The organism is Pseudomonas sp. MWU16-30322, assembly GCF_020515535.1.
GTDB classification, from domain to species: Bacteria; Pseudomonadota; Gammaproteobacteria; order Pseudomonadales; family Pseudomonadaceae; genus Aquipseudomonas; species Aquipseudomonas fluorescens_H.
Genome location: NZ_JAIWYL010000005.1, coordinates 160,509 through 177,856, shown reverse-complemented (window position 1 = coordinate 177,856; position 17,348 = coordinate 160,509). Strand labels below are relative to the sequence as shown.

The 17,348-nt window shown below is 58.9% G+C and carries 22 protein-coding genes and 1 tRNA gene; 10 read left to right on the top strand and 13 right to left on the bottom strand.

Annotated features, from left to right (window positions below; translation table 11 throughout):
• The first annotated feature begins 519 nt into the window (after positions 1-519).
• The 3 genes from LCH64_RS11895 to LCH64_RS11885 all read left to right on the top strand — a co-directional run bounded on the left by LCH64_RS11895 (position 520) and on the right by LCH64_RS11885 (position 4,718).
• Positions 520-1,725 (top strand): acetyl-CoA C-acetyltransferase, encoded by a 1,206-nt coding sequence (locus LCH64_RS11895; RefSeq protein WP_226500365.1) that lies wholly within the window; start codon positions 520-522, stop codon positions 1,723-1,725.
• Between the two features lie 24 nt (positions 1,726-1,749).
• The gene (locus LCH64_RS11890; protein WP_226500364.1) at positions 1,750-3,894 is read left to right on the top strand and encodes a 3-hydroxyacyl-CoA dehydrogenase NAD-binding domain-containing protein; all 2,145 of its coding nucleotides are present in this window, start codon (positions 1,750-1,752) and stop codon (positions 3,892-3,894) included.
• Between the two features lie 95 nt (positions 3,895-3,989).
• On the top strand, positions 3,990-4,718 hold the full coding sequence (locus tag LCH64_RS11885) for an amidotransferase (protein WP_201138304.1): 729 nt from the start codon (positions 3,990-3,992) through the stop codon (positions 4,716-4,718).
• Positions 4,719-4,768: 50 nt separating this feature from the next.
• On the opposite strand, the gene LCH64_RS11880 is transcribed toward LCH64_RS11885, so the two are convergent.
• The 3 genes from LCH64_RS11880 to LCH64_RS11870 form a co-directional block, all read right to left on the bottom strand.
• Positions 4,769-5,740 carry a magnesium and cobalt transport protein CorA gene (locus LCH64_RS11880; RefSeq protein WP_226500363.1) on the bottom strand — a complete coding sequence of 324 codons (972 nt, stop codon included), beginning with the start codon at positions 5,738-5,740 and terminating at the stop codon, positions 4,769-4,771.
• Between the two features lie 134 nt (positions 5,741-5,874).
• Complete coding sequence (locus LCH64_RS11875) at positions 5,875-6,597, bottom strand: 1-acylglycerol-3-phosphate O-acyltransferase (protein ID WP_003223239.1); 723 nt, start codon at positions 6,595-6,597, stop codon at positions 5,875-5,877.
• A 217-nt stretch (positions 6,598-6,814) separates the two neighbouring features.
• Complete coding sequence (locus LCH64_RS11870) at positions 6,815-7,504, bottom strand: crotonase/enoyl-CoA hydratase family protein (RefSeq protein ID WP_103521258.1); 690 nt, start codon at positions 7,502-7,504, stop codon at positions 6,815-6,817.
• A 295-nt stretch (positions 7,505-7,799) separates the two neighbouring features.
• Between LCH64_RS11870 and LCH64_RS11865 the strand changes: the two genes are divergently transcribed.
• From LCH64_RS11865 to LCH64_RS11845, 5 genes are all read left to right on the top strand, one after another.
• Positions 7,800-7,889: transfer RNA gene (locus LCH64_RS11865), tRNA-Ser, on the top strand.
• 204 nt (positions 7,890-8,093) lie between these two features.
• Complete coding sequence (locus tag LCH64_RS11860) at positions 8,094-8,309, top strand: hypothetical protein (RefSeq protein ID WP_226500362.1); 216 nt, start codon at positions 8,094-8,096, stop codon at positions 8,307-8,309.
• 899 nt (positions 8,310-9,208) lie between these two features.
• Positions 9,209-9,535, top strand: coding sequence for a hypothetical protein (locus LCH64_RS11855; protein ID WP_226500361.1), 327 nt, complete (start codon positions 9,209-9,211; stop codon positions 9,533-9,535).
• Between the two features lie 2 nt (positions 9,536-9,537).
• The gene (locus LCH64_RS11850; protein WP_226500360.1) at positions 9,538-9,777 is read left to right on the top strand and encodes a hypothetical protein; all 240 of its coding nucleotides are present in this window, start codon (positions 9,538-9,540) and stop codon (positions 9,775-9,777) included.
• Positions 9,774-10,022, top strand: a complete 249-nt coding sequence (locus LCH64_RS11845) for a hypothetical protein (protein WP_226500359.1) — start codon at positions 9,774-9,776, stop codon at positions 10,020-10,022. Before LCH64_RS11850 ends, LCH64_RS11845 begins: the two co-directional genes overlap by 4 nt.
• Here LCH64_RS11845 and LCH64_RS11840 read toward each other — a convergent pair.
• The 9 genes from LCH64_RS11840 to LCH64_RS11800 all read right to left on the bottom strand — a co-directional run bounded on the left by LCH64_RS11840 (position 10,006) and on the right by LCH64_RS11800 (position 16,267).
• The gene (locus LCH64_RS11840) at positions 10,006-11,190 is read right to left on the bottom strand and encodes a DUF3596 domain-containing protein (protein ID WP_226500358.1); all 1,185 of its coding nucleotides are present in this window, start codon (positions 11,188-11,190) and stop codon (positions 10,006-10,008) included. The genes LCH64_RS11845 and LCH64_RS11840 overlap by 17 nt on opposite strands.
• A 105-nt stretch (positions 11,191-11,295) precedes the next feature.
• Positions 11,296-11,463 (bottom strand): hypothetical protein, encoded by a 168-nt coding sequence (locus tag LCH64_RS11835; protein ID WP_226500357.1) that lies wholly within the window; start codon positions 11,461-11,463, stop codon positions 11,296-11,298.
• Positions 11,456-11,704, bottom strand: a complete 249-nt coding sequence (locus tag LCH64_RS11830) for a hypothetical protein (RefSeq protein WP_086794754.1) — start codon at positions 11,702-11,704, stop codon at positions 11,456-11,458. The genes LCH64_RS11835 and LCH64_RS11830 overlap by 8 nt, the downstream gene beginning before the upstream one ends.
• 65 nt (positions 11,705-11,769) lie before the next feature.
• Positions 11,770-12,063: a hypothetical protein gene (locus LCH64_RS11825; protein WP_226500356.1), complete on the bottom strand. Its 294-nt coding sequence runs from the start codon at positions 12,061-12,063 to the stop codon at positions 11,770-11,772.
• A gap of 15 nt (positions 12,064-12,078) precedes the next feature.
• Complete coding sequence (locus LCH64_RS11820) at positions 12,079-14,874, bottom strand: toprim domain-containing protein (protein ID WP_226500355.1); 2,796 nt, start codon at positions 14,872-14,874, stop codon at positions 12,079-12,081.
• Between the two features lie 2 nt (positions 14,875-14,876).
• Entirely contained in the window at positions 14,877-15,110 is a 234-nt protein-coding gene (locus LCH64_RS11815; RefSeq protein WP_086794757.1) for a hypothetical protein, read from the bottom strand.
• Positions 15,111-15,183: 73 nt separating this feature from the next.
• Positions 15,184-15,549, bottom strand: a complete 366-nt coding sequence (locus LCH64_RS11810; RefSeq protein WP_226500354.1) for a hypothetical protein — start codon at positions 15,547-15,549, stop codon at positions 15,184-15,186.
• A complete protein-coding gene (locus LCH64_RS11805; RefSeq protein ID WP_226500353.1) occupies positions 15,546-16,025 on the bottom strand; it encodes a YmfL family putative regulatory protein in 480 nt (159 codons plus the stop codon). The genes LCH64_RS11810 and LCH64_RS11805 overlap by 4 nt, the downstream gene beginning before the upstream one ends.
• 29 nt (positions 16,026-16,054) lie before the next feature.
• Entirely contained in the window at positions 16,055-16,267 is a 213-nt protein-coding gene (locus tag LCH64_RS11800) for a DNA-binding protein (RefSeq protein WP_025111111.1), read from the bottom strand.
• Between the two features lie 83 nt (positions 16,268-16,350).
• Between LCH64_RS11800 and LCH64_RS11795 the strand changes: the two genes are divergently transcribed.
• A complete protein-coding gene (locus tag LCH64_RS11795) occupies positions 16,351-16,701 on the top strand; it encodes a helix-turn-helix transcriptional regulator (RefSeq protein ID WP_086794760.1) in 351 nt (116 codons plus the stop codon).
• Positions 16,702-16,803: 102 nt separating this feature from the next.
• Positions 16,804-16,989, top strand: a complete 186-nt coding sequence (locus LCH64_RS11790; RefSeq protein WP_025111113.1) for a hypothetical protein — start codon at positions 16,804-16,806, stop codon at positions 16,987-16,989.
• A gap of 40 nt (positions 16,990-17,029) precedes the next feature.
• On the opposite strand, the gene LCH64_RS11785 is transcribed toward LCH64_RS11790, so the two are convergent.
• Positions 17,030-17,287, bottom strand: a complete 258-nt coding sequence (locus tag LCH64_RS11785) for an ogr/Delta-like zinc finger family protein (RefSeq protein WP_081794887.1) — start codon at positions 17,285-17,287, stop codon at positions 17,030-17,032.
• Positions 17,288-17,348: the final 61 nt, after the last annotated feature.

Here is a 17,348-nt window from a genome sequence, read left to right as displayed (position 1 = left end):
ATTGGCGATAACGGGCGCCTGCCGCTTGAGTCAGCCAATCACCTTGGTCAGATTGGGCAAAATCAACAACAGCGTCGTGGCGAAAAGAATGAGTCCTGCTTGACGAACTTTCGGTTGTTTGAACATGGCTTGACCGCCTTTTTTGTTATTTCCTGATGTTTGCCTGCATATCCATGACGGCAAACGCTGCACTTCCTGTTGAAGGACGTCGGCCCCGGCAAAACCCGACGACCCTGACGTACATGTACTACCTTAGAGGCCGCGTCACGCTTGGCTTAGATCCATTTCATATGTATTAGCTGCCGTTTGCGATAAAAAACGCATGAGGCGTATTGCCAGCTTCTTCGCCGCCCGCTTGCTAGACAACTCGCTGACCTGAACCGGTTCACCTGCGGGTGGATGACCGTCCGTCTGAGCGTGCGCGTCAACGTCATTGAGCGCTGTGGTCATTGAATCCATGAGCGCTCGGGCCAACAGTGACACTACGAATTTCACTCACCGCACAGGTTCGAGGACGTCATGACCCAAGCTTTGATTTTCGATGCGTTACGCACGCCCCGCGGCAAAGGCAAGGCCGACGGCGCGTTGCACAGCGTCAAACCGGTGAATCTGGTCGCCGGGTTGTTGACCGCGCTGCAACGCCGCACGGCGCTGGACACCAGCCAGGTCGATGACGTCGTGCTCGGCTGCGTCACGCCGATCGGTGATCAAGGCTCCGACATCGCCAAGACAGCGGTGCAGGTGGCCGACTGGGACGTCAGCGTGGCCGGCGTGCAGATCAACCGTTTTTGCGCCTCGGGTCTGGAAGCGGTCAACCTCGGCGCGATGAAAGTGCGCTCGGGCTTCGAGGATCTGGTGGTGGTCGGTGGCGTCGAGTCGATGTCGCGAGTGCCGATGGGCAGCGACGGCGGCGCCTGGGCACTGGACCCGCAGACCAACCTGCACAGCCACTTCACTCCGCAGGGCGTCGGCGCCGACCTGATCGCCACTCTTGAAGGTTTCAGCCGCCACGACGTCGATGCCTACGCGTTGCACTCGCAACACAAGGCTGCGCGGGCGCGGGCTTACGGTTCGTTCAACAAGTCGCTGGTGCCGGTGCAGGATCAGAACGGCATCATCCTGCTCGACCACGACGAATTCATTCGCGCCGAATCGACGATGGAAGGCCTCGGCAAACTCAAGCCGAGTTTCGAAATGATCGGCCAGATGGGCTTTGATGCCACAGCGCTGCGGGTTTACAGCCACGTCGAGCGGATCAACCACGTGCACACGCCGGGCAACAGCTCCGGGATCGTCGACGGTGCGGCACTGATGTTGATCGGCTCCGAAGCCAAGGGCCGCGCGCTGGGCCTTCAACCGCGGGCGCGCATCGTCGCCACGGCGGTCACCAGCACCGACCCGACGATCATGCTCACCGGTCCGGCGCCGGCTACGCGCAAGGCCCTGGCCAAGGCGGGTCTGCGCGTGGAAGACATCGACCTGTTCGAGGTCAACGAGGCGTTTGCCTCGGTGGTGTTGAAGTTCATCAAGGACATGGCGGTGGACCCGGACAAGGTCAACGTCAACGGCGGCTCGATTGCCATGGGCCATCCGCTGGGCGCCACCGGTTGCGCGATCCTCGGCACCCTGCTCGATGAACTGGAAGCCCGGCGTCTGCGCTACGGCCTGGCGACGCTGTGTGTCGGCGGCGGCATGGGCATTGCCACCATCATCGAACGCCTCTGAGCCCCGAATTCAAGGAACCTTGTTATGAGCGAAGCCATTCGTTACGAAAAAGGCCAGGACGGCATTGTCGTCCTCACCATCGACATGCCGGGCCAGAGCGCCAACACCATGAACGCCGTGTACCGCGAGGCTATGGGCACCTGCGTTGCGCGGCTGGTGGCGGAAAAAGACAGCATCGCCGGGGTGATCATCACCTCGGCGAAGAAAACCTTCTTTGCCGGCGGCGACCTCAATGAGCTGATCAAGGTCGGCAAACCCGAAGCCAAAGCCTTCTATGACATGGTGCTGAGCCTCAAAGCGCAATTGCGCACTTTGGAAACCCTCGGCAAACCGGTGGTTGCGGCGATCAACGGCGCGGCGCTTGGCGGTGGCTGGGAAATCTGTCTGGCCTGCCATCACCGGGTGGCGCTGGACGATGCGGCGGTGCAACTCGGTCTGCCTGAAGTGACGCTGGGCCTGTTGCCGGGTGGTGGCGGGGTGGTGCGCATGGTGCGCATGCTCGGCATCGAAAAGGCACTGCCGTATCTGCTCGAAGGCCAAAAGGTGCGCCCGCAACAAGCGTTGCAGGCTGGTTTGATTGATGAGCTGGCGGCGGATCGTGACGAGTTGCTGGCCAAGGCCCGTGCGTGGATTGTCGCCAACCCGAGCGCGGTGCAGCGTTGGGACGTGAAGGGCTATCAGATCCCCGGCGGCACACCGTCGAATCCGAAAGTCGCGCAAATGCTGGCGATTGCGCCGTCGATCCTGCGCAGTAAAACCCAGGGCACGTTGCCGGCTCCGGAGAAAATCCTCTGCGCGGCGGTGGAGGGCGCGCAGGTCGATTTCGACACCGCACACCTGATCGAAACCCGTTACTTCACCGAACTGACCACTGGGCAGATCTCGAAAAACCTGATCGGCACCTTCTGGTTCCAGCTCAATGAGATCAACGCCGGTGGCTCGCGTCCTCAAGGATTCGCGCCTTACGTCACGCGCAAGGTCGGCGTGCTCGGTGCGGGCATGATGGGTGCTGGGATCGCTTTCGTCAGCGCCTCGGCCGGCATCGACGTAGTGCTCAAGGACATCAATCTGGCGGCGGCCGATAAGGGCAAGGCCCATTCGGCGGCGCTGCTCGACAAGAAAGTCGCCCGTGGGCAGATGACGGCTGAAAAACGCGAGGCGGTGCTGGCGCGGATTCAGACCAGCGAAAGCGATGCCGATCTGGCGGGTTGCGACCTGATCATCGAGGCGGTGTTCGAGGATCGTGAACTCAAGGCGACGGTCTCGTCGGCAGCGCAAAAAATAGTGGGTTCTGATGCAGTGATTGCCTCCAACACTTCAACCTTGCCGATCACTGGACTGGCGACCGCAGTACCCGATCAGAGCAAATTCATCGGCCTGCATTTCTTCAGTCCGGTGGACAAAATGCCGCTGGTGGAAATCATCAAAGGCGCGCAGACCAGCGCTGAAACCCTGGCTCGGGGTTTCGACTTCGTTCTGCAGATCAAGAAAACCCCGATCGTGGTCAACGACAGTCGTGGTTTCTTTACCTCGCGGGTGTTCGGCACCTTCACCAATGAAGGCATTGCCATGCTCGGCGAGGGCGTGAGCGCGCCGATGATCGAGACCGAAGCGCGCAAGGCCGGGATGCCGGTCGGGCCTCTGGCGATCTCCGACGAAGTTTCCCTTAGCCTGATGAGCCATATCCGTCAGCAAACGGCCAAAGACCTGCAAGCGGAAGGGAAACCGCTGATAGAACACCCGGCCTTCGCCGTGATTGACTTGCTGCTCAACGAATACAAGCGTCCGGGCAAAGCCGCCGGCGGTGGATTCTACGATTACCCGGCGGGTGGTCAGAAGCATCTGTGGCCGGAGTTGAAGACGCGCTTCGAGAAGGCCGACGGGCAGATTTCACCCAAGGATGTGCGTGACCGGCTGTTGTTCGTGCAGGCCCTTGAAACCGTGCGCTGTGTGGAGGAGGGCGTGCTGACCTCGACGGCGGATGCCAACGTCGGCTCGATCTTCGGCATCGGTTTTGCGCCGTGGACCGGCGGTGCGTTGCAGTTCATCAACCAGTACGGGATGCAGGACTTCGTCGCACGCGCGCAGTACCTGGCTGAGCAGTACGGCGAGCGCTTTGCACCACCGGCGCTGCTGCTGGAAAAAGCCGCGAAAGGCGAGCTGTTTTAAGTGATCGGGTGAACGCTGCGGGGCTTGCCTTGCCGGGGTGTTTCAAGGCAGGCTCTGGGGTGTTCATTATTCCCATCACGTGTCAGGTATTTTTTATGTCGCTACGCATCTGCATTCTGGAAACCGACATCCTGCGTCCGGAACTGGTCGATCAATATCAGGGTTACGGGCAGATGTTTCAGCGCCTGTTCTCGCAGCAACCGATTGCTGCCGAGTTCACCGTGTACAACGTGATGCAGGGCGAATACCCCAGCGACGATCAGACCTTCGATGCGTACCTGGTTACCGGCAGCAAGGCCGATTCGTTCGGCACCGACCCGTGGATCCAGACCCTCAAGCAATACTTGCTGACCCGTTACGAGCGCGGCGACAAGCTGCTCGGCGTGTGTTTCGGCCATCAATTGCTGGCGCTGCTGCTGGGTGGCAAGAGCGAGCGCGCCACTCAGGGCTGGGGCGTCGGCACCCATAACTACAAACTCGCGGCCAAGGCGCCGTGGATGAGCCCGGTGCGTGAAGAGCTGACGCTGCTGATCAGTCACCAGGATCAAGTGACGGCGTTGCCGGAAAACGCCACGGTGATTGCCTCCAGCGATTTCTGTCCGTTTGCTGCGTACCACATCAACGATCAGGTGCTGTGCTTCCAGGGCCACCCGGAATTCATTCACGACTATTCGCGGGCGCTGCTGGATCTGCGTCAGGACGCGCTGGGTTCGCAGATCTACTCGAAAGGTGTGGCCAGCCTGGAGCAGGAGCACCATGGCACCACGGTAGCGGAGTGGATGATGCGGTTTGTGGCGCACAAGCCAGAAGCCGAAGCGATTTAAGACCTGACATTTACCTATGTGGCGAGGGAGCAAGCTCCCTCGCCACAGGACTACAACCATCCCGACTTCTTGAAACTCGCCCACAAACTCACACACCCCACCGTGATAAACCCCAGCACGGCGAAATAGCCGTAGTGCCAGCTCAGCTCCGGCATGTTCTGGAAGTTCATCCCGTAAATCCCCGCCACCGCCGTCGGGAACGCCAGAATCGCCGCCCACGCGGCAAACTTGCGCTGCACCACGCTCTGCCGCGAGGCCTCAAGCAGCACGCCGACCTCGATGGTCTGGCTGGCGATATCTGCCAGCGTGGTCAGGTCTTCCATCTGCCGGGTGACGTGAATCTGCACATCGCGGAAGTACGGGCGCATGTTCTTGTCGATGAACGGGAAGCTCAGCTTCTGCAGCTCCTCGCCAATCTCCACCATCGGCGCTGCGTAACGGCGCAGGCGCAACACATCGCGGCGCAGGCCGTGAAGCTTCTGGATGTCATGCTCGTTTAGAGCGCTACACAGCACGTTGCGCTCCAGTTCATCGATCTCGGCATGAATCGCTTCGCCCACCGGCTGGTAGTTTTCGATGACGAAATCCAGCAGCGCATAGAGCACGAAGTCTTCCCCATGCTCGAGCAACAGCGGTCGTGCCTCACAGCGCTGGCGGACATGCGCGTAGGACGCCGAGTGGCCGTTACGCGCGGTGATGATGTAGCCCTTGCCGGCGAAGATATGCGTTTCGATGAACTGCAAAATCCCGTGTTCGCGGATCGGCGAGTAGGTGACGATAAACAAAGCGTCGCCAAAGGTTTCCAGTTTCGGTCGGCTGTGTTTTTCCAGGGCATCTTCAATCGCCAGTTCGTGCAGGTTGAACTGGCGCTGCAGGTTGGCCAGCTCCTGAGCGTCCGGCTCTTCCAGGCCGATCCAGACAAAGTGCCCGGTTTTCGCGGCCCAGGCGGCGCCCTCATCGAGGGTAATATTGGTGACTTTCTTACCGGCGCTGTAAACCGCAGCAGCAACAACTCGACCCATGGTGGTGGTTCACTTCTTCTTGGCAGATGGCAGGGAATACAAGGCTTCAGCTTAGCCGTGTCGCTGCTTGAGAGTCAGTGAAATCTGTACAGTTCACCCGGCAAAAGAAAACCCGCACGAGGCGGGTTTGTTTTTTACGCAGCTTGCAGCTGCTGATCCATTGCGGCGATGCATTCACGCATCTGTTCGCGGCACTGGCTCATAAGCATGGGCATGTCATCCATGGTCAGTCCTGCTGTAGGAATCGCCGGCAGCGAGCGTATGAGGATTTTCCCGCTGCGCCAGCTGTTCAGGCGCATGTGCTTGATGTAGCTGCTGACGCACACCGGCACGATCGGCACTCCTGCGGCGATCGCCATCTGGAACGCGCCTTTCTTGAACGGCAGCAGTTCTTCGCCGAGGTTGCGCGTGCCTTCCGGGAATACCCAGATCGAGGTGTCCTCGTGTTGCAGGGTGTGGGTCGTGGTAAGCATCGACTTGCGCGCCTTGTGCGCGTTCCCACGATCGATCAACACATTGCCCGCGAGCCAAAACAGTTGCCCGAACAGCGGCACCCATTTCAGGCTTTTCTTGCCGATGCACACGGTCCGGCGCGGTACCACGTTGCCGAACACGAACAGGTCGTAGTTGGACTGATGATTGGCGACGATCACGCAGCTGTCGGGCTTGTTCATCAACGGGCCGACGTCGGCCTTTACCCGCAAGCGCAAAATGCACATGGCTGGAAGCGCGTAGAGGCGGGCGCAGAGACGACTGTTGTCCGGGTTGAAGGGACGGCACAGACCAAGGATCACTCCGAGCACACCGGCCAGGACAAAGTGCAAGCCCATCAACAACATACGCAACAAAAACAGCATTTTCAGGGCCTGCCTGGACAAAAGGTGGCGCAGTGTACGGATGTGCACTGTTTTGGGCAATTGCTGCTATAGAGTCCGGAGATAGGCGATGTTTAAGCGCATGTTTCCGAGTTGATCGTCAGACGCGTCCTAGAGCTGTCGGCGGATGGTCAACCGAACACGCAAGAAAAAGCCCGACACGACGGTCGGGCTTTTCTTCGGCTCGGGAAGCGTGGGCTCAGCCCAGGTGCTCCTGATCCTGGATGATCGCGTTGTCGAGGGCTTCAAGCAGCGCCTTGCGCACTTTGAGCTTGGTGTTCTTGTGCGCGTTCATGTTGATTTTCTTCAACTGACGCGCCGCCGCCAGCGCAGCGCCTTGCAGCTCTTCGGCAGACACCACTTTGTCGAGGAAGCCGGCATCCACTGCGCTCTTGGGATCAAACATCTCGCCGTTGATCACCGAACGGTGGAACGCCGAACGACGCAGGCGATCACGCGCCAGCTCGATGCCGGCGTGGTGCATGGTCATGCCGATCTGCACTTCGTTCAGACCGATGCTGAACGGGCCATCGACACCAATGCGGTAGTCGGCGGACAACAGAATGAATGCGCCCTTGGCAACGGCATGGCCCGGGCAGGCCACGATCACCGGGAACGGGTGGGAGAGCAGGCGACGGGCGAGGGTCGAACCAGCGGTCACCAGTGCCACGGCTTCTTTAGGGCCGGCGGTCATCACCTTCAAGTCATAGCCGCCAGACAGAATCCCCGGCTGACCGGTAATGATCACAATGGCACGATCAGTCACCGCCTGATCCAGCGCCGCGTTGAACGCCGCAATCACGTCCGGGGAAATGGCATTGACCTTGCCGTTGTTCAAGGTCAGGGTCGCGATACCGTCTTCGAGGTGGTAGGCAATCAACTCACTCATGACGCTATTCCTTGTAAGAAAGATGGGCAGACGTTACCCACCGCCGTAGGCCAGGTAAAGCGCTGTGACTGACTCGCCGGTCACCGTTTCCGGCCGCGCCCGGCGTAGCACACCGTTCTGCTTCTATATAGAAGGGTGGCCGTCACCAGAGATTGGCCGGTTTGCCATCGCCCAAGGTGGGGCGAAACGCCTTTTTGTCTTAACCGCATGAAAATTCTGAAAAAAAGTTTGCCATCAGAAAAGCTTTCGACTACATTAGCGCGCCTCGACAGACAGAACATGTTTGAAGAGATACGGTGAAGTGTCCGAGTGGCTTAAGGAGCACGCCTGGAAAGTGTGTATACAGGAAACTGTATCGAGAGTTCGAATCTCTCCTTCACCGCCATATTCAGTAAACGCAAACCCCTGATTTTCCTAGAGAAAGTCGGGGGTTTGTGGTTTTTGGTGCCTGAAAAAAGGCCATATGGGACTGAGATGGGACTGGGGCACTGTTTTGGTGCGTAAATAGAGACCGCCGAATGGTTAAATGACCTTCGCCGCCGAAGCGATGAGCTAGGCTTTTTCGAGCCCACCCTCAAGGACGACTTCCATGCCATCTGACTCACAATCAAACGTTGCCGCGGCAGATGCTCTGACATTGCTTCTGCATAACCAACATGCCTTGGCGGCCGCAATAGAGGAGGTCACCGCATGGCTTGCAGCTAATGGCGTAGGGACTGTTGCGGATAATGCTGTCGGGGCTTTGGAAACCCTGGATGCAAACGCAAAAGCAATTACAGATGCGATTATGCGGCTGCGACAGTAGTAGGGAATCACGCTGTTAGACAGCAGTGGTCCACTGATGGACACGCAACCCATTTTTTGGGGAAAAACGGACGATCAAAGTCTTGGCTCTCCGTGGGGAAGGGGTAGTTTCCTACCCCTCTACCACCTAGAACTCAAATATCAACTGGGTCCAAGGGGGGCTACGATAATGCTCACACACGCTCTCCCGGTGCCCAAAGCGATTGCGGCTATAGGCGCTGACGTGGACTGTCCTTAGGTGCTGCGGTGTGCGACGCCGAACACGGCGTTTTTTTGACTCGCTCATGGCTGATTCCTTAAAAGAACGCCAAGGCAAGAGCGACGAGAGCGAGTGCCAGCTATCCGGCAACAGCTATTACGGTATTGTAATACTATACCCGATAGCCCACACTTCGCTCACGACCACTGCCTATGGCATCGGTTTAGTCGTTGTAGGGCTAGTACCGGCAAGTCTTCCCCCTACAACAACGCCAGACCCTGTCCCTCGCGGGACGGGGTTTTTTGTGCTTGGCGATAAAGCCAAGCAACAAAATCTGCTCAGTTATGTTTTGTCTGAGACAGATCGCATGGTATCAGCAAAGGCCAGCCAGATGGCAGCCAGACCGGCACATCCAAGGAACACAACCGACCAACCGCCATGCTGAGTTGCTCAGCTAAAGTTGATAAGGGCAAATTGCCCTTCTTTCTAAGTGAGACTTTTTGGATGGTTGTGGTCGATCACGGGCGTGATGACCGATACATTGAATTCCAGCCTATGTTCAATCGGCCCCCACACCTGGCCCCGGTGTGGGGGCCTTTTTGTGTCGGCGCGGAAACCAGTCCCCCCGGGGCTGGTCTACCATTGCCTGACTGCCTGGTTAATGCCGGCATCGCCATTTACTCGAACAGGGAACACCTTGCATGCCTGATGTCTATGAAGGCTTGGCCACCGTTGTGGTGATCGCCCATTATCTGGGGCTGGCACCGGTCGAGCTGACGACGTACGAATGTCCCGTGCGTTTAAGCGATGCCGGTACTGGACGCGCCCGCATTGAACTGCGGCAATATCTGCAAGGACCCAAGGCGGCTAACCTGCTGCGGGTAATCCTGCCTGACGGGCACCAGTTGCAAGGGCAACTGATCGATGGCTGTAATGAGCCGGGCGGCGGTTGGCTGCTGATCAATATCGGGCCATTCGAGCTGACGCCTGCGCCGTCGGCCAATGCCAATGTTTGGAAATGGGAGTGACCATGGCCGACACATTGGCGGCACTGCACCTGCCGAACGCGGTGGAGGTGCAAACCCTGAAACTGCTGCACCAAATTGAGCTGGCGCACACGGCGGACGATCTGTTTCGCGCCAGTGACCGCGCCGAAGGTTTTGTGCTGGGGCTGGAGACGGTCAAGGTGCTGAACGCGGCGAGTATCGAAGGTTTGTACAAGATTTTTGAGGCCGCCGCCACGGCGCGGCGTCAGGAGCACGAACAGTGATCGGCGAAGGCATTCACGAAGAGGTGTTGCGCGCCCTGGTCGAACAACACGCCGTGCGCGAATGCCTGGTGGCCAGGATCAACGGTGGTCCCGATTGGGGCCTATCGATTCGTTTGGGCGGCAGCGGCGCGCGCTGGGTGCCGGTGCGCTCGCGGCGTGAGTCGCTGCGCACCTGGGCCAGCCTGACCGCCGTGGGGCGTTTCGCCGACAGTGTGGGCTTGAGTGGATTCAGTGTAGAGCTGTAACCGGTGACAGCTTCAGGGCCAGTTGCAGCATGCCCACCACGTCCGGTCCGTCTTCATTGATCCATGTCCCGTAGTGCTGGCGGATCATGTTGCCGTTGGTGTGGCCCATCTGTTCGGCGATCCAGTCGATCGACGCCACGCCGGTGGTCAGTAACTGGCTGGCGTAGGTGTGCCGGCATTGACCCGGCCCCCGATAACGCACACCCGCGGCGAGCAAATGCGCCTTGAAGAAACGATCGCGCACTACAAAATCGTTGGCGTGCGGTAGACCGGTTTTGCTGTTGAGGAACACGAAGTGCAGCTTGTGCGGCCGCACTGTCTTGTTGTCCCGCTCGACGATCTCTACGGTCTCCGCCTTGCGTTTGCGCGTTAGCGCATCGATCCTGCGCAGGGCGTCCCACGCCGGGGCCAGCAAACGCACCCGGCGCGTTGATCGGCGGGTTTTGGTCACCCGGTAGGCGCCGCGCACCTTGGAGCGGCGAAAGGTCACCGTGCCTTGCGCGAGATCCACATCTTCCCAGGCCAGGGCGATCGTCTCCGACACACGCGGGCCGGCCCATAACATGAACTGCACCATCAGCAGTTCATGGGTGCGGTGGGTGGGGGTGTCGAGGATCTGTTTGATTTCCGCGCGGGTGAACGGGTCCGGGGCTTCCGGATCGGGCAGGCGCACCATCAGCCCTTCGGTCGGATCGTGCGCGACCTTCATCCTGGTGCGGTACAAGCGAAACACCTGGCGCACGTTGCTGATGATGTCGCGGATGGTCTTGTTCTTCAGGGTCTTCGACAGCGTGTCCTGAATCCACACCTGCAGGTCGAGGTGATCGATCTGGTTGATCTGGACCTTGCCCCAGCGTGGCCGCACATGCACTTCGGCCTTGTTGGCGTAACCTCGGTAGCTTGAAGCCGCGACGCTGTTGGCCTTGATCTTCAACCACAGGTCCAGATAGTGGCCAAAGGTGTTTTCGACCAGCCTCGAGGAGTTGGGAAAGTGCCGGGCGTAATCAAAGGTGCCGGTCTGGATTTCGTAATCGATGATGCCGAGCAGGCGTTTGGCCTGGGCCACGGTGGCCGGCGTGTTGCCTCCGGGAATCGATTCCCGGCATTTCTCCCCGTTGTATTGAAAGTAGATTCTCACGGAATTGCCGCGAGCTTCGACGCCACTCATGTAAACCCCTAACGCTGTACTCGTATTTCGACAGTCTGACGATCGGAAACAAAAAGGCCCGTTTCCGGGCCAAGTATCTGCAGGCGCATCTTCTAGTGGACGCGGTTATCGCTTGGGCGGGTGATGGCGCCGGTGGGCATTGAGCAACTGGCGCTGCCGGCTGCACTTGGCGTGGTTGCCTTGCACCCGCCACTTGCCGCACAGGTCGCACACGCTGGTGTGGTCCAGGTTCCAGGGAAAGCGCCGCGCGGAGATTGCTGGGTCGTTAGACATGGCGTGAGTCACCCTGTGTTGCGGGAATGGCGAGCAGCCGAGTGACCACCGCTGCATCCGTTGCGCTCAACTCGCCTAGGGTACGGGCCATCTGGCTGAGGCTTTCCAGGCGCGTGCGTGATTCCGGGGTTTTGTGCACCAGGTAGCCGATGACGGCCGCGCCGATCAGCGCGGTGGCCACCAGGTGGCGCGCTGGTGTGGTAGCCTGCGTGCCGCTGCTGCTTAGGTTCTGTACTTGCATGTTTGAGTCCTCTGTAGTGGTCGGGTGTCGAGGAGCTGCAACTCCTCGACACTGTTTTTCAAAGGTCAGTCCTTGCGGGCCAGGTGAACCACCAGGCCGTCAAAGTCCGGCAGGTGTTCGGCACAGGACTGCCATTCCAGAACCTTCAAAATCTGTTGCCGGCTGCAGTCGTCGACCAGGATTTCGCGCTGGCCACCGGCGGCGCGGACTTCCAGGATCTGCAGCAAACCTTCTTCGCCATAGGCACCGGCCTGGATGATCGGCGCGCTTTCGCCGACAAACTCCAGTCGATCCTGAACGGCCTGCAGTTTGTTGGTTTTGCCGTCGCCGGCATTGCCCATAAACACTTGAACTTGCATCGGTGTAGCCTCCTTTTACGCTTTGAAGATCCAGCACTTGACCGTCGTCGGACGGCCCGGCGCCAGTGGGGTTTTGGCGTTCAGCGCCGCACGTACCGCGCTGTGCACGGCCTTGTTGGCGTCCAGAAATTTGTGCGAGCGGGATTCTTTGAGCAGGTCGCGCAGGGTCGCCACGTCGGCCAGCTTCTGTTTGTGTTCGGCGGCGCGTTCGCTGAATTCGTTGAGGTTGATCGCGATGACGTTCGGGTCGCTGCTGTGGTCGACCACCGGGTCTTCGCTGAGCGATTGCAGGTAGTCGTACACCTCCCAAAACTCGGCCACCGCCGGATGGTCGGAGCTGATCGAAGCCTGGCGCTCGATGGCCATGCGCACGATCTGGCGCTGAGTGGCGGCAACCTGGGGTTCGTCCAGTTTCAGGACCAGGCGCAGGGCATCGAGCAGCGACAGCAGCTGCGCATGGTTCTTGCTGATCCGCTCGACGCGGATGTACCCACGCAAGTCGTATCCACAGCTGCTGCAGTTGCCTTGTTCGTTGGGATACTCCGTACCGCAGGCAAAGCAGTGGGTGTGCAGGCGGCGCAGCCTGGCTTCGTGTTCGGGCATGCGTTGGGCGAACAGCTCGAGCACAGCTGATTCCTTACCGACGGCCCGAATCAGGAAGTGGCTCAGCGTGCTGCCGTCCAAGGCGTTCAGCTTGTCCGCTGCAGCGCGGCTTTGCGGCGTCACTGTCGGCCGGATGAAATGCAGCTTGACGATCCGGGTCATGATCGCCTCATGAGCGACCACGGCCGCGTTCTGGCTGATGGCGATCGTGCCGCGAAATGGTGGCTCGTAGGTTTCGTTGCCGGCGGTCTTCACGCCTTTGGTGGCCAGCGTGCCGCCGCCGTAGAAGTCTTTCAGCTCGTCCCATTCGAAGGTCTTGGCGTGCGATCGATCATCGCCGTGCCGATCGGCTTCAAGGAACACCACCGGCATGCCCGACACCTGGCCCATCAACCGCGAGCGACCAGCTTTCGTCGACTTCATTGGGTCGAAGCCTTCGTAGCCTTCACGGCCGAGCAGTTTCCACAGCAGATTGAGGAGGGTGGTCTTGCCGGCGCCAGCCTCGCCCGTGGCCTCCAGAAAGGGAAACGACTGGTAGCGGCTGCGGATCTGCTCACAGAAGAGCGAGCCGAAAAAGAACACCAGTGCCACCAGGCCCTGGGCACCGAAGCAGGTCCACAGCAGCGGCAGCCAGGCTTCATTGAAGTCCTTGCCATCTCGCTGTAGTTTGATTGGGACGCCTTTTTGCAGCGTCTTCAGACGCAGCTTGCCGAACTCGAAATAGTCCTCGCTGTTGACCTTGTAGGTCGTGCCGTCCTTGATCGCCAGGTCGCCGTAGACGTAGCAGCCGTATTCCTTGCTGTAGCCCACGTAGTCGATCGTCGACACGGTTTTGATGCCGAACAGTTGGTCCTTCATCAGCTTGTCCAGCTGCTGACCGCTGCCGGTATACATGGCGCCGGCTGCCATCCCGAGCAGGCGTTTTTTGAATTCACTGGCCGCTGACAACTGCCCGCTGGTGAAGGTGTTCTTCACGCTTTCGGAGTCGTGCGGGAAATCGACGCGCAGGTAATACCAGGACTCGTCCGTCACTTCATTGCGCTGGAAATACAGGGCTTGCGGGTAGCAGTTGGCAATCTCGACCACGCTGCCCGATTGCTGCAGCGCTTTCTCGCGTTGTTGTGCTTGGTTGAGCAACTGGTCGTCGTGGTTCTCGCTGTCCTCGATGTCCTGCATCGCCCGGTTGAATTTCTCCATGTCCAACTTGAACCAGTACAGGCGACTGCCGAAGCCCAAGTGGAATTCACCACGCTTGTTCCAGTCGTACATCAGCAACGCTTTTTCGGCCGCGCTTTCGGCAAGCAGCAGGGCGCCCAGGTGACGCGCCTGTTTCAGATCAGCCGCGATCTGGTCGGCGCGTTGGCTCTCGTCTTCGATGAAACTCCAGCGCTGATGCAGATCGTTCCAGTCGGTCTTGCGGCCGTCACGCAGAGGGATCTGCGCCGCCTCACAGACGAACCCCAGCGCTCGCGCCTGCTTCGCCCAGCGTTTGGTGTAGGCGTGGGCGCCCGACTCGTTGTCGAGCGCCCAGACCAGCTTGGGCAACTTGCCGTCGCGGTCACGGGCGAGGGCTCGCAGTGATTCTTCAGGGAAGGCATTCGAGGACATGGCCGACACCGCGACAATGTCGTTGTGTACCAGGGCGATCGCGTCAAAGATGCCCTCGACAATCCAGACTTCTTTCGCTCCCAACAGGTCCACGCACGGCGGGCACCACCAGACGCCGCGATAGCTGTCCTTGGATTTGAACCGAGCTTTCATCTTGCCGAAGCGGTGCGGCCGATCGATCAGGCGTTCCCACCAGCCGCCTTTCGCCAGTGCAAAGCGCACGGTGGCGCTGCCGGCGTTGTGGTCCGGGGAGTAAAAGCTTTCCTGGGTGAACCAGCCCTGGATCAGCTCGATGCGAAAGCCTCGGGCGAATTCCAGGTAGGCACGAGCTGTTGCGTTGGGGTGTTGGTCAGTGGCCGGTGCGCGCTTGCTCCAGTCTTCGAACAGGTCTTCGTACAGCTCTTTCACGTGCAGGGTGTGCGCGCATTTTTCCGGTCTACCGCAGATCACCAACCACGGAGCATCGAAACGGGTGTATAGCGTTTTCTGACGGCACTTGGGGCAGGTGCCGCCGCGCATGTAGTCAGCATTTGCCCGTTGCTTGAGCCCGTAATCGGTTTTCAGGCGTTCGATCACGTCGCTGCGCAGTTGCTCTTTCATGGTTACTTCGCTTTCTTGAGGCAGAGGGAGAGGGCGCCGATCAGGTGTTTCTGAGCAGCCATCACGGGGCAGTTGGCGAGAATTGACCCGTGGCGCAGACCATCGGGAATCAGGCGGAACTGGTCTGCGTACCAGAGTTCGTTGAAGCTGAGACGGTACTGCTCGCGCAGGTTGGCCAAGAGCGCTTGAGCCTCTACAGGCGTCAGTTTTGCGTTGATGTTCAGGGCGTTTTCCATCGTCAAACCTCAATTTCGGGCGCAGCTCACCCAAACCCACGGCAATGGGGATCGGGGATTTGTTGGTTAGGTGTTAGGAAGCGGTGATGCGAAAGCGCCCGTTATCGGGAGCAATGAGGATGCGTTCGTAGATCAGGCTGACCGGGATTGCCCAGGCGTTGCCGGTGGCGGTATCGAAAATCACGGTGTGCGTTGATGTGCTGTTGATGACATCCAGTCGCTGCCGATCGCCGACCGCTGCCATTTCACTGTTGGCCAGATGCACCAGCCGTTCGGCGTGCTGCATTGTGGCGTTGTAATCCGTCACAAGGTGCTGAACAGCGCGTTTGAACAGTTGCTGGTCGTCGCCCAGATGTTCGCACTGATGACGCTCAAGAAAAGCAAAGGCCGCGGTTTTGAGCATGTCCTGATATTCCTGTACGGCCGGCAGATTGTTCATTGGCTTTTCCCCGGTTTGGCACGGTATAGGTCGATAGCGGCCAGCACTTCGGCGTGCCGTGCGGCCATGTGGAGGTTGTGTGCGGCAAGGATGTGTTCGGCTTCTTCCACGCTGATGGAGCCGTCTTCCAGTGCTTGGGCTATCGCCTGGTCAACGCAACCGCGCTTTGCCGATACCTGCACCGATCGAGCGTACAGTTCGACGTTGTCCAGTTTCTCCGGGTCGGCGACGGCTACAAACAAGCCGCCATACATCTGCGCCACGTAGTTCGGAAAGTGGTAGGTGCCGCTGGCTTGCTCCAGCATGTAAATCTGCAAATCCGTCAATGGACTGCAGCCGGCATTCTCGTAGGCGTGGTTGTCGAATTTTTTGACTTTCATTCCCAAGCGAGCTGCTGCGCCTTCGCGTCCCTCGGGAAAGCTGCGAATGATCTCGCGCATCGCTTCCTTGCGTGTCTCTAGAACAAGGCTTTTCATCTTCTACTGTTCCCTGTTGGTCCGTGCCGTTACTGTTCGATTACGCCGTCTTTGATCCCGAGTAGTACGGCGGCGCGATGTGCCTCTCCCCGGCGACAATGGCTCTGGCCACTCAGCACCGCATAAACGGTGCTGGGGTTTAGTCCGTGCAATTTCGCGAAGTCTTTCGCTGATTGACCTCGCTTCTCCAAGCCCTGTCTTGCTTGCTGGCGGGCTTGATCGTTGATGTTTGTGTTCGGCATAGTGCAATTCCGTGCATTTTCATGTGTCGGGAATGCAGAATGATGCACATAAGTGCATTTGTAAACATCGGGAATGAAAAATTTTGCACGATTCTGAAAGCATCGGCTCGCGATTGCGGGAAGAGAGAAAGAAAAGCGGGCTGACTCAGGATCAGGTTGCCGAGGTTCTTGGTATTTCGAAACGCACCCAAGCTAACTACGAAGCAGGCAGCAGCGATGCCCCGGCGTGGTATCTGAGTAAGGTTATGCGCGAGCCAGGTTTTGACGTGCATTACATCCTGAGCGGTCAGCACACGACAGCTACGGAAGCTTCGCTTTCCGAAGTTGAGAATCTGCTTGTGACGCAATACAGAACCATCACGCCAGGTGATCAAGAAGCAATCCGCCGATTTCTGAAAGCGATGGCGGACGACGCTGCCCGTCAGAAGAATTAACTCGCAACATAACCTTGTATGACATTGGTCGCCCCCGCGTTCTAAAGCCGATGCTCATCCCGTCAATGCTGATTCAGCCATGCACTTTATGGAGTAGTCAGCATGTTGGATCGCATCAAAAAAGAACCTCTTTGCTTGGGATTTGCCGAGTTCGAATGGCACAACTTGAGCAAAGCGGAACGCCGCCTCATTGGCCTATACCGGTCATTGAGTGAAAAGGAGCAAGGTCAGCTTCGTCGGCTATCTGAAATTCTTGCCATCAATCCTGAAGAGTCAGCCAACAGCTGATGTCTTGATCGCCGACGTTTCGGTGTCGGCGATTGACCTGTCACGCAACTGCCTGCGCCCCGAGCTGCTCGAACAACTCCCGCTGTTTCGCCCTGGGCATTTCCCGAAGACGATCAAATAGCAATCGGTCGAAGGTTTGCGCTGATGGACTCAGCGTGTGGGAAAACGTCAAATGGGCCACCCATGTATGCCCGCACTGGACGTCCAGGCACTGGCAATAGAGCGTCACGAAATCTGGCGATTGCGGCTTGCTATCCCGGATTAATCCCTTGTTTCCACACTTGCATGTCACTCGCATATGTCCCTCCCCAGGGGCAGCTGATCGCCACCATATTGCCACATTTTGTAGTGGCATCCGC